This is a genomic window from Moorena sp. SIO4G3, from assembly GCF_010692305.1.
GTDB classification, from domain to species: Bacteria; Cyanobacteriota; Cyanobacteriia; order Cyanobacteriales; family Coleofasciculaceae; genus Moorena; species Moorena producens_A.
Window position 1 is genome coordinate 1 of the sequence record NZ_JAAHIG010000312.1, and the last position, 10,429, is coordinate 10,429.

The 10,429-nt window shown below is 42.6% G+C and carries 15 protein-coding genes and 1 pseudogene; 12 read left to right on the forward strand and 4 right to left on the reverse strand.

Annotated elements, in window-relative coordinates:
- The 4 genes from F6J99_RS34300 to F6J99_RS34315 all read left to right on the forward strand — a co-directional run.
- On the forward strand, positions 1-197 hold a 197-nt coding region (locus F6J99_RS34300; protein WP_293119833.1), incomplete at its 5' end, for a hypothetical protein.
- A gap of 18 nt (positions 198-215) precedes the next feature.
- Positions 216-797, forward strand: coding sequence for a hypothetical protein (locus tag F6J99_RS45820; RefSeq protein WP_365974852.1), 582 nt, complete (start codon positions 216-218; stop codon positions 795-797).
- Between the two features lie 439 nt (positions 798-1,236).
- Positions 1,237-1,497: a microviridin/marinostatin family tricyclic proteinase inhibitor gene (locus tag F6J99_RS34310; RefSeq protein WP_293119835.1), complete on the forward strand. Its 261-nt coding sequence runs from the start codon at positions 1,237-1,239 to the stop codon at positions 1,495-1,497.
- A gap of 84 nt (positions 1,498-1,581) precedes the next feature.
- Positions 1,582-1,803 (forward strand): hypothetical protein, encoded by a 222-nt coding sequence (locus tag F6J99_RS34315; RefSeq protein ID WP_293119837.1) that lies wholly within the window; start codon positions 1,582-1,584, stop codon positions 1,801-1,803.
- A gap of 95 nt (positions 1,804-1,898) precedes the next feature.
- Here F6J99_RS34315 and F6J99_RS34320 read toward each other — a convergent pair.
- Both F6J99_RS34320 and F6J99_RS34325 read right to left on the reverse strand, forming a co-directional pair.
- Positions 1,899-2,147: pseudogene (locus tag F6J99_RS34320) on the reverse strand (hypothetical protein); the annotation flags it as partial.
- Positions 2,148-2,810: 663 nt separating this feature from the next.
- On the reverse strand, positions 2,811-2,963 hold the full coding sequence (locus F6J99_RS34325; RefSeq protein WP_293119839.1) for a hypothetical protein: 153 nt from the start codon (positions 2,961-2,963) through the stop codon (positions 2,811-2,813).
- A gap of 144 nt (positions 2,964-3,107) precedes the next feature.
- Here F6J99_RS34325 and F6J99_RS34330 point away from each other — a divergent pair, with 144 nt between their 5' ends.
- The 5 genes from F6J99_RS34330 (at position 3,108) to F6J99_RS34350 (ending at position 7,028) form a co-directional block, all read left to right on the forward strand.
- Entirely contained in the window at positions 3,108-3,380 is a 273-nt protein-coding gene (locus F6J99_RS34330) for a microviridin/marinostatin family tricyclic proteinase inhibitor (RefSeq protein WP_293119841.1), read from the forward strand.
- 469 nt (positions 3,381-3,849) lie between these two features.
- Complete coding sequence (locus F6J99_RS34335; protein WP_293119843.1) at positions 3,850-4,218, forward strand: microviridin/marinostatin family tricyclic proteinase inhibitor; 369 nt, start codon at positions 3,850-3,852, stop codon at positions 4,216-4,218.
- A gap of 75 nt (positions 4,219-4,293) precedes the next feature.
- A complete protein-coding gene (locus F6J99_RS34340; RefSeq protein WP_293119845.1) occupies positions 4,294-5,547 on the forward strand; it encodes a transposase in 1,254 nt (417 codons plus the stop codon).
- 248 nt (positions 5,548-5,795) lie between these two features.
- Positions 5,796-6,119, forward strand: coding sequence for an MvdC/MvdD family ATP grasp protein (locus tag F6J99_RS34345; RefSeq protein ID WP_293119847.1), 324 nt, complete (start codon positions 5,796-5,798; stop codon positions 6,117-6,119).
- A 234-nt stretch (positions 6,120-6,353) separates the two neighbouring features.
- The gene (locus F6J99_RS34350) at positions 6,354-7,028 is read left to right on the forward strand and encodes a hypothetical protein (protein WP_293119849.1); all 675 of its coding nucleotides are present in this window, start codon (positions 6,354-6,356) and stop codon (positions 7,026-7,028) included.
- Here the strand turns inward: F6J99_RS34350 and F6J99_RS34355 are convergent.
- Positions 7,005-7,175, reverse strand: a complete 171-nt coding sequence (locus F6J99_RS34355; protein ID WP_293119851.1) for a hypothetical protein — start codon at positions 7,173-7,175, stop codon at positions 7,005-7,007. The genes F6J99_RS34350 and F6J99_RS34355 overlap by 24 nt on opposite strands.
- Positions 7,176-7,466: 291 nt before the next feature.
- On the opposite strand from F6J99_RS34355, the gene F6J99_RS34360 reads away from it, so the two are divergent.
- From F6J99_RS34360 to F6J99_RS34370, 3 genes are all read left to right on the forward strand, one after another.
- Complete coding sequence (locus tag F6J99_RS34360) at positions 7,467-8,468, forward strand: MvdD family ATP-grasp ribosomal peptide maturase (protein ID WP_293119853.1); 1,002 nt, start codon at positions 7,467-7,469, stop codon at positions 8,466-8,468.
- Positions 8,469-8,634: 166 nt separating this feature from the next.
- Positions 8,635-8,943, forward strand: coding sequence for a hypothetical protein (locus F6J99_RS34365; protein WP_293119856.1), 309 nt, complete (start codon positions 8,635-8,637; stop codon positions 8,941-8,943).
- 528 nt (positions 8,944-9,471) lie between these two features.
- Positions 9,472-9,600 (forward strand): hypothetical protein, encoded by a 129-nt coding sequence (locus tag F6J99_RS34370; RefSeq protein WP_293119858.1) that lies wholly within the window; start codon positions 9,472-9,474, stop codon positions 9,598-9,600.
- A gap of 139 nt (positions 9,601-9,739) precedes the next feature.
- Here the strand turns inward: F6J99_RS34370 and F6J99_RS34375 are convergent, their stop codons facing one another.
- Positions 9,740-10,330: a hypothetical protein gene (locus tag F6J99_RS34375; protein WP_293119860.1), complete on the reverse strand. Its 591-nt coding sequence runs from the start codon at positions 10,328-10,330 to the stop codon at positions 9,740-9,742.
- Positions 10,331-10,429 lie beyond the last annotated feature (99 nt).

The window sequence follows — 10,429 nt, forward strand, 5'->3', positions numbered from 1 at the left end:
CAAATCAAGGAAAAAGAGTGGCAGAGATAAGTGAGTTCTTTTGGAATTGGTTGCGCCGTGTACTTGGAGACTTGTTCGCACGGTGCTTTGGGGACGAAGCGGGAGCAATCCCGCTGACTTACCCGATAGATAAGGAGATAGAAAGAAGCCAGCGCAAAGTTTCCATGGCAAACGCTGGCTTCTGGCTCCTCCATTAACACAAGGAGATACATCCTATGCTAAAACCATTTAACCCTGATGGTGAGGGTCACCCCTACCAACAAACGGTGGAACAGGCTTCTGTGGAACAGGCTTCTAGCCTGTTCCACAGAAGCCTGTTCCACACTGATTATGGACAGGGGTATACTCATCCCTCCCTTCTATCCCTATACCCGACATTTCTCTCAGTGGCGGATTTGCCATCTCATTTTGCGGCTAGCGCTATACTTTTGGAGTTCACCAGCCATAAGCTTACTGGCAAAGGAACAAGACTTAGAAACTCTAGCCGTAGAGGAGGCTTTATGAAAAAGCCCCGTCCTCTAACCGAAAAAGACCAAGCCTTAATTCAGCGCTACAGTAACTGCCAATTGGCGATGACACCACAACAGTTTTATGGCAAATGGTTAGTCACTTACGAGGTCATCGCCTGTATTTGCTCCCGTTCGGAAGCTACAGTACAGCGCTGGTTTGCCAGAGGTCACAACTATCGCGCTCCCATGGCCATTGATTTGTACCATCTGGCCATAATGGATTTCCTTCTGGAGAATTTTCAAGAAATTCCTGAACAACTCAGGAATTTCCTGTGTCCGCCAGATTAATATCAAGTCCGGTTGAATACCAATCATAAAAGTGTGGGGAGATGGGGAGATGGGGAGATGGGGGAGATTTGATATCCAGATAATATCACTATTGTCATGCTTTGGTAATGGGTAAGGTAATTGTGATTACTCTCGTACCATTACCCATTACCAAAAATAATACCAATGGTTCCAAGTAGGAATACACACCAATTCCTAGGGCTATCAGACATAATTATTATTTTTATGTCCCATTATTTTTTTATTATTAATTGTAGAATAATTTATGCTTGGTAAGCTATTAAGTAATCCTTTGGCTAAATTAGTGAGGCAATAATTTAGCCAAAAGATTAAATTTAGCGAGTTTAATAGATTGAGATGAGTAGGTGATTTTTATCCCATTAAAATGGGAGTTTAACTAGCCAGTAATTTTCCTCAATTATCTAGGAGTAATTTTACGATGTCAGACATGAACAATCCAGAAGAAAATTCCCAAGCAGTTCCCTTTTTTGCCCGCTACTTGGAGGGACAATTTATTGAAGATTTATCTAAGGAAGAAATGGAAGCTGTCAAAGGGGGTACCATATTGCCCCCTGTTCGCGGTTTCACAACCAAGTACCCATCTGATCGGGATGATTTGTATAGCGTAACCCTGAAGTTTCGAGATGATGTAGTTGTGACTATGAAGTACCCATCGGATAATGACGAGTTTGGGACGTAAGTATTCAGCTATCAGCTATCAGCTAATGCGCTACAGATGGTGCTACTTGAGGTGCTATCAGCGATCAGCCAAAGGCCAAGGCCTATGGCCACGCTACGGGAATGGCCACGCTACTTGAGGTGCTTATGCGCTATGGGCAAGCTACTGGAGGTGCTTTGGAATAAGCGATGCAGCGCGGTCTTGGGGAGGTCACGTCACCTGAACTTGCTAATGGTGCTTGAGATGACCGTAAGGCAGTGCGGTCTTAGGGGTTCCCACGGGGCTGGAGAGCGATGCAGCGCCGACCTGCGGGGGTTTCCCCCATGAGCGACTGCATCAAGACAGGTGCGGAAGCAAGTTCCGCACACAGACCCATGCGCCATGAGCAACTGCCGTGGTTTCCCCCACTCGCGCTTTGCATCAAGATAATGGTGTAATCTGTGGTAAGCCACTCCTACAGAGTCTTTTGCCATCTTAGATGGGTTTTTTCGCTCACTTTCTGGTAATAATCCCCCTATATAGTTCTTAAATTCTCTTTTTTGGCGGTGCGACCCCGCGCTTTCCTGGGAGCGCTAGGGAAAGCGCACCAAGACGGCGACATTTTTCAGTAAATCTTTACTACACCATTTTTGGAAACAAGGGGGCATTGCTGCGGGGGTGGTTTCTCTGATGGGGTCTACCCTTAAACCTTTGGACGTAATAGCTATGACTATCAGCTATTATACCTGATTTTTGCTTCCATACTTGCTTAAGTACCGTTAACAAGATGGAGATATCCGGAGATGGCCTCAGAATCCTCTTGATTGCTTTGATATCCAAGTAGTATCGCTATTGTCAGGCTTGGGTAATGGGTAAGGTAATTATGATTACTCTGGTACCATTACCCATTACTAAAAATAATACCAATGGTTCCAATTAGGAATATAGACCAATTATTAGGGCTATCAGACATAATTATTAGTTTTATAGCAATTCTACGACTTGTGAGGTACAAATATCTGGGTTTTAGGGAGCAGGGAGCAGGGAGCAGGGAGCAGGTAAGACAGAAGAGGCAAGAGCCAATAGTCAAACAATTCTGTGTACCTCATGAGTCCTAGAAACGCTATATGTCCCCTTAATTTTTTAGTATTAACTGTAGAATAATTTATGCTTGGTAAGATGTAAGCATTCAGCTATCAGCTATCAGCTATCAGCTATCAGCTATCAGCTATCAGTTATCAGTTAATAGCTATCAGCTATCAGATATCAGTTATCAGTTATCAGTTATCAGTTAATAGCTATCAGCTATTAGCTTATGGTTAGGTCACAGGCTAGAAGCCTGTGCCACGCTACTGTTAGCGCAATCGGTGCTTTTGAATAAAATAAGCTGACCGCTGACCACTGAGCACTGAGCACTGAGCACTGAGCACTGACCGCTGACCGCTGACCGCTGTTCGCGTAGCGTGCGCGTAGCGCATATGCTTACTTGTATTGAAAATTTTCTGCATAATGGTTGCTGCTTCGCCCGATAAGTATATAGATACTTAAAAATCAGCTATTAGCACTCAGCCTTCAGCAAGTAGTGCCTTAGCTGAATGCTTACAGTTTAACTAGCAAGTAAGTTCAATCAATTACCTAGGAGTAATTTTCCGATGTCAGACATGAACAATCCAGAAGAAAATTCCCAAGCAGTTCCCTTCTTTGCCCGCTACTTGGAGGGACAATTTCTTGAAGACTTATCTAAGGAAGAAATGGAAGCTGTCAAAGGGGGTAGTCAATTTCCTATTCCCAGTGTTACCAGAAAGTACCTATCTGATCGGGAAGATTCGTGGTTCGTAACCCTGAAGTACCCATCTGATGGCGAAGAGGGTGGCGGTGGTAAAATTGTGACTCTGAAGTACCCATCGGATAATGATGAAAGATAGCAATCCGTGTAATATTTGTGAGACGGAGGATATGTGGAAGATGGGGAAGAATATACCCAGAACATAACTTATTTCTTTTAGGTTTAAATTTAGTTTAGTGATGAGTAATTAGTCATTGGTATTTGGGGAAGTAACACCCAGATTTCTGGTAGTACTATGAACTAATTAAACGGTGGCTACAACTCCCAAAAATTGGGAAGTATAAGTTCCCGATTTACTGTAAAATTTTACTACAATTAATCTGTATAACACTTTTTTAGAGTTCAGATTACTAATCTCCAATGACCAATTACCAATGACTTGTGAAAATTTTAGCCAATTTGGCGTTACAGCTATAAGGGCATGGCTTTTAATAGATTTATAGGGAAATAGTTGTGTCTATTCATGTATTAATAGTTAGGAACATGAGTTAGCCACATCCTATCTCCTATTTCCCCACATCTTATTTATCCACTAGGAGTTTAAAGCCATGTCTAATATGGAAAAACCAGAAGAAAATTCCCAAGCAGTTCCCTTTTTTGCTCGCTACCTAGAAGGGCAATGGTGCGAAGAGCTATCTGAAGAGGAAATGGATGATGTTAGAGGCGGTCGCGGATTTGCGTTCACAAAGAAGTACCCCTCTGATTGGGAAGATGGTGCCGGATGCTTTACTCGGAAGTACCCCTCAGATCACGAAGAGGGTGGTGGTGGTCCAGTCATGACTAAGAAGTATCCTTCAGATCACGAAGAGGGTGGCGGTGGTCCGGTGACTGAGAAGTTCCCATCGGATCAAGAAGATGGTGGCGGTGGTCCAATTGTGACCCTGAAGTTCCCCTCTGATGTCGAAGATACTCACTAGAAGTAATATCGTGTCTGGTTGACTATAGCGTTATTTAGAACTGCTATAATACAATTAATAAAGGTCAAGAATTCGATGCAGCAGGTAATTACAGCAAAGCTGAAGTTGAACTGCACACTGGAGCAAAAGGAAAAGCTTCGTGCAGTTACTTTAGCCTATCGTGATGCCTTGAACTATACATCGAAATTGGCGTTTGACAACGGCAAACTTTCCTATGCGGCTAAGTTACAAAAGCAGGTTTACTACGACATTCGAGAACGCTTTAGGTTACCAGCCCAAATGGCATGTAACGTACCTCGACAGGTAGCTGCAATCTATAAAAATCTCTGGATGAAAGTAGAGCGTAATGCTACTCACTTAAAATCTGGCATTACCAACAAGCGTTACAAAGGGTTAGATACCCCTCCTAAATTCATAGCTCGGACTTGTACGTTTAGTTACAAGCGTGACTACTCGTTTGTTAAAGGTAAAGCTAGCCTAGTTACCTTAGAAGGTCGCATAAAAGTTGACTACTCCGGATATCAAAAACACTTAGACTTGATTCATTCAGGTGTTGCCAAAATAGGTACAGCAATAATTTGCTATGCTGAAACAACCAAGACTTACTATTTACTAGTAAGCTTAGAGTTGGAGCTACCCGATCTTAAACCTGAAGCGATCAAACGTGTTGTTGGTGTGGATGTAGGTCAGCGCTATCTAGCAGTAACTGTTGATACGAATAACACAGCTGGTTTCTTTTCTGGCAAGTCAGTAATTCATAGAGCTAATCGTTACTATAAAACGAAACAAACTCTACAGCAAAAAGGCACTCGTTCGGCTACCAGACGGTTGATAGTCCTGTCAAAACGAGAGAGACGGTTTAACGCTGATATTAATCACTGTATTGCCAAACGTGTCGTGATTTTTGGCTCATTGATTGGTCTAGAAAATATTACCCATAATCCTGATCAAATTAAGCTAATACAACTAGGCCATGAACCATCTGTAAAACTGTGTAAACCCCATATAAATAAAAGGATTTGGGAGTTTACTAAGTTACATTACTTCATTGACTATAAAGCCGTTTTGGGTGGCGCTTTAGCGATTAGAGTTGATGCTGATTTTACCTCCCAGTCATGTCCCCGTTGTGGTCACACCAGTAAAGCCAATCGACCTAATCAGGGCTTAGATTTTGATTGCATGGCTTGTGGATACAAACTACATGCTGATTTAGTCGCAGCCAAGAATATAGCACTGAGAACGCTCCTCTTGAGGCAAGACTTTGAGAGGACGGGGCGACTTTCAACCGTCCCTGATGTGTCCCAGGATGAAACCAAAACTCTAGACTGAGGGGATTGCCAAAGGCTAGCCTATCTCGGAACTTAGATTGGAGGTGGACTGTAGACACAATCCCTTTGCCAACACCAGGTGTACTCGATGAGAGTACTCGATCAGGCAGGGGTAGTTGAAATAATTACCGATACTATTTCTCCCTTTGCGTCAACTGAGCTTTTAAAACCCGCGATCAGCCCTCAGCGATTAGCTTTGGGCTGAGTGTTATCTATTTAACCGTTATTTATTCGTTATCATTTAGGTATATGAACCGATCTCGTGATATAATTGTCTTAATCACTCACAGTGGTGATTATTTCACTATTGATAGAGTCGCCGACGCCCTATCAAAACGAGGCGCTAAACCCTTTCGCTTTGATACCGATCAATTTCCCAGTAAGGTGCAACTAGCAGCCGGGATCACTAGCGAAGGACTTAGTTACCAGTTAGACTATAATGGAAACTCCATTAAAACCGAAGACGTGCAGGGGGTATGGATGCGCCGACTCTGGCATCCACAAGTCAGCCCAGATTTAGCTTCCGGCAAAAGAAGCCCCACAACGAACATGCGCAGCATGAGTGTGGGATGAATTTTGCACAGAGTCTTTTACAAAAGACCAATCGATGTGTTATACTCGCGCATAATGACTTTCAAAGCCGTTCGCGTAGCGTGGCCAAAGGCCATAAATGCTGGAAAGTTAATCAAACATTATTAAACAAAAGACCAAAAAAACAGAGCGGCAGGGCAGTCCGTTCTTAAAGCCCAGCGTCTCCTAAGCAATAGCTGGATTGGCTGGGAAGCCCACACTGAACTCAAAGAGTCAGTGTGGGAGCTGTCACATAATCTCAACCATGCTCGTTGGGTAGATAGGTTAGAACGAATCCGAGAAGCAGAAAACAAACCACGTCAACTCAGAATTGCTAATGAAGTTGGTCTGCTCGTTCCCCGCACTCTGGTCACGAATAATCCAGATCGGATGCGGGGTTTCTTCGCAGAAGTAGGAGGAAAGATGGTGGCTAAGTTGCTTACTCCTCTTTCTTACGGTATGGAAGCTTCTTCTTTTTTCCTATATACCAGCGTTGTGAAAGAAGAAGACCTCCAAGAGGCAGAAATGTTGCGCTATAGCCCCATGGTCTTCCAAGAGGAAATTCCTAAACAGCGGGAGTTGCGAATAGCATTCGTGGCGGGAAATTTATATGTAGGAGCTCTCGATGCTTATCGGTATTCTGCAACAACGATGGATTGGCGCTCTGCTAAACCAGAAGACTGTCCTTGGGAACCTGATCAATTGCCCAGTGAGGTTGCCCATGGCCTGAATGCTTTGATGGCAAGGTTAGGACTAACCTATGGCGCTATTGATATGATTGTCACCCCAGACGGTGAGTATGTCTTCCTAGAAGTTAACCCCACTGGCGAATGGGGCATGCTAGAGCGAGATTTGGGTTACCCCATTTCTGATGCGATCGCAGATGCCTTATTGTCTGAGGTTCTCAATTAAGGCAAAAGGCAAAAGGCAAGAGGCAAGAGGCAAGAGGCAAGAGGCAAGAGGCAAGAGGCAAGAGGCAAAAGGCAATAATAAAGATATTTTTAAGGCAATAATATCTCTCATTATTAAGGATATATAGTCAAAAATACTGTACCTCATAAGTGCGATCAAGGCTATAAAATATAACAAAAATACTATAAAATTTGTTTTGTTTATGTTTGTTATTACCTGTTTTAATCTAGTCAAAATTCTATATTGAATTGTGCAATATATAAATATATAATTGTTTTTATTTGAATGTAGGGGATTAATTGGGAATAATTAAATATGGAAAAATTTGATTTTTCCTTTTGGAGGAATACTTAATAATTTTATTTACCCTACTCCCTACTCCCTACTCCCTACTCCCTATTCCCTATTCCCTATTCCCTATTCCCTTTATTATTAACAATGACAGTTTTAATCATTACCCATAGCCAAGACAACGAAAGCATTCCCCTAGTGGTAAAAGCCATTGAAGAAAAAGGGGGGAAAGCCTTTCGATTTGACACTGACCGATTTCCCACGGAAGTCCAACTAGATGTCTACTACGGTAAGAATAAAGACGGTAAGAATACAGAAAGATTAATCCTGAAGTCTGAGGAAGAAAAGCTAGATTTGCAGGAGGTCTCCGCAGTTTGGTATCGGCGCATTGCCATGGGGGCAAGAATTCCCAGCACGATGGATCCGCAAATGCGGCAAGCCTCTGTACAAGAATCCCGTGTAACTATCCAAGGTATGATTGCGAGTATCGATGGCTTCCACTTGGATCGGGGCTCTGTGATTGAGCAAGCTAAGAATAAGCAGTTACAGCTAAAAGTAGCACGGGAACTCGGGATAGATACTCCTCTTAACCTGACCACCAATAATCCCGCAGCAGTGGTGGAATTTGCCAAAGAATGTGAGTCCGGTATAATTACCAAAATGCTTTCATCCTTTGCCATCTATGATCAGCAGGGAGAGGAGCAGGTAGTGTTTACCAATCCGGTCAAACCGGAGGATTTGGACAACTTGGATGGATTAAGGTTCTGTCCAATGACCTTTCAGGAACATCTCCCTAAGACCCTAGAGTTACGAACTACAATTGTCGGAAAGCAAGTGTTTACTGCTTCGATAGACTCTCAACAGTTTCCAGGTGCTCGTTACGACTGGCGGCGACGGGGCGTTGATTCTCTAAACGCTTGGCAGCCCTATCAGTTGCCCCAGGATCTGGAAGAAAAGTTGCTGAAGCTAATGGATTACTTTGGCTTAAACTATGGCGCGATTGATATTATTTTAACTCCCGATGGTCGCCATGTATTTCTTGAGGTCAATCCAGTGGGAGAATTCTTCTGGCTTGAGCTTTGCCCTGGCTTACCAATTTCCCAGGCTATTGCTGATGTTTTGCTGAACTTAGTACCACGTCGTTCTTAGCATAGCAAAGGGAGCAGGGAGTATAAAATAGGGGTAATATAGCGCTACGCGCAAGGCAATTCCTGTGTTTACAACCCAGATACAAACGCTATATATCATGCTATATATCATAGTAACATAGCTAAAATAGTTTATATTCTGGGTTTAACTTCAGGATAATCTGAGCATGAAAAAGCAATTAGTTTATCTAATTAAAATAACATCTACTAGTTTAATTACTTGCGCTTTAGGTCTAGAGATTTGGTATATTTATTTACAGTTAACCCATAGCTCTCTACCAAGTAACCTATATTATGTATTGTGGCTAGCAAGTATTGCCCTAATTTCTCATTTATTTGAAGGTGTAATCGCTGCTTTTAAAGCTGACAGTTGTGATAAAAATCCTATAACCTATGGCATTTATACTTTTTTTGTGGGGTTTGTTGGATTGTGGGAATTATTCAATCCAAGTTCAGAAAGTTCTAGTTATAAATAAACTGTTGTACTGGCTTATTCCTCGATCTCAAGCAAAAAATGATTAGTGTAACTGACCAATTAGAATTGAGCGACCCTATTTTAGCAAGAGCCATATCCACAGGGCAAACGCATCTTAAGATTATGGTGTGGATGCACCTTAGCTGCATCATCCCATCTCTTCCTAACTAGGGTGCTCTAGCGGACGCGATCGCGAATAGTGCCCTTTTTCCCCACAGGTGGTGCTCGCGCCGCTAAGCTTGAGGCCGTTACAGGTAAAGCTCGGACTATACTAAAATAGTCAATAGGTTTTAGAGAATCATGCTCCAAGAACTTGAAGCGGTATTTGATGGGACAGCTCTTCAACTGGAAGTGCCTTTAAACTTAGCTGCAGGTACAAGGGTACGGATTATTGTTGAAAGTGTTTTGTCTGATTAAGTAAGGCAACCTACAACATTCCTTCAAACTGCTCAGTGTTTAAAATTACATGGTGACCCAGATTGGTCAGATAAAATTGACCAATATTTGTATGGGGAAACTGTTTCTGAGAATGACTGAAGTTTTTTTAGATACTTATTTTGCGATCGCGTTATCTTCGGTCACCGATCATAATCATCAACGGGCTGTCAATCTTGCCAATCAAATTCAAACTAACAAAACCTGTTTGGTAATGTTGTAGTTATCAATTAGCCTTCTTATTTATTATTGAAAATTTCAGGAAATTCCCCTTTTTGGTTAAACTATGTTGCTATTCAGCAACACAGGATTTTCCCTCTTGCCTCTTGCCTCTTGCCTCTTGCCTTCTTCTTAATACTCACCTACCGTGCCCGTAATTCTGTTTCTAGTTTGCCTAAATCCTCTTTCAGGAAAACCGTAAGTTGGCCAATGAAAGCCTTACCGCTATCATTTTGAGTTATTTCTATCCAATAGCCGTATTTTTCTCCTAACAAAAGTTTGCCCTGTTCAGCTGACCACAGTGGTAGGTTTTTTCGTCGTGATAACTCTAAGATTTCTCGAGAGGGATAGGTGTATACAAACTGGGCGCTATTGTAATCTCGATAAATCTGTGGGCCATAGACAGTGCGTAGGGATTCCTCCAGGCGTTCGAGGGTTACCCCATTAACTTGGTCATGGATAGCAATGCGTTCACTGCGAATTGTACTCCGGTCTTTTGGATAAGAGATGCTACCAGGAGGCAACACCGTAGCTTGAAAGGTAAATCGTTCCCCAGCTGTATCACTTTTGCGAACTACTAAGCCATCTCCAATACCAGGCCGTAGGGTGGGGTGACCGTTAATCCATGCAGCAACCTGATCAGTCCTCTGACCAGGCAGGGCGCTAACCCGATTACCAGTTAGTGCGAATATAATGCCCAGTGATAGAAATGACCCTATTTTAATAACATTCATAGAGAGCACCTATTACCTCAGTCTTGGGTAAATATTAGCATTTTGATACTAAAGCAGAAAAACCCCGACCTCCAAAAGAAGTCAAGGTTATTTTTACTA

Coding starts and splice junctions, on each gene's coding strand:
- F6J99_RS34335 (WP_293119843.1), top strand. CDS start 3,850: ATGTCTAATATGGAAAAACCAGAAGAAAATTCCCAAGCAGTTCCCTTT.
- F6J99_RS34310 (WP_293119835.1), top strand. CDS start 1,237: ATGTCAGACATGAACAATCCAGAAGAAAATTCCCAAGCAGTTCCCTTT.
- F6J99_RS34375 (WP_293119860.1), bottom strand. CDS start 10,330: ATGAATGTTATTAAAATAGGGTCATTTCTATCACTGGGCATTATATTC.
- F6J99_RS45820 (WP_365974852.1), top strand. CDS start 216: ATGCTAAAACCATTTAACCCTGATGGTGAGGGTCACCCCTACCAACAA.
- F6J99_RS34365 (WP_293119856.1), top strand. CDS start 8,635: ATGAAAAAGCAATTAGTTTATCTAATTAAAATAACATCTACTAGTTTA.
- F6J99_RS34355 (WP_293119851.1), bottom strand. CDS start 7,175: ATGAGGTACAGTATTTTTGACTATATATCCTTAATAATGAGAGATATT.
- F6J99_RS34340 (WP_293119845.1), top strand. CDS start 4,294: ATGCAGCAGGTAATTACAGCAAAGCTGAAGTTGAACTGCACACTGGAG.
- F6J99_RS34315 (WP_293119837.1), top strand. CDS start 1,582: ATGGCCACGCTACGGGAATGGCCACGCTACTTGAGGTGCTTATGCGCT.
- F6J99_RS34370 (WP_293119858.1), top strand. CDS start 9,472: ATGACTGAAGTTTTTTTAGATACTTATTTTGCGATCGCGTTATCTTCG.
- F6J99_RS34360 (WP_293119853.1), top strand. CDS start 7,467: ATGACAGTTTTAATCATTACCCATAGCCAAGACAACGAAAGCATTCCC.
- F6J99_RS34325 (WP_293119839.1), bottom strand. CDS start 2,963: ATGCAGAAAATTTTCAATACAAGTAAGCATATGCGCTACGCGCACGCT.
- F6J99_RS34330 (WP_293119841.1), top strand. CDS start 3,108: ATGTCAGACATGAACAATCCAGAAGAAAATTCCCAAGCAGTTCCCTTC.
- F6J99_RS34345 (WP_293119847.1), top strand. CDS start 5,796: ATGAACCGATCTCGTGATATAATTGTCTTAATCACTCACAGTGGTGAT.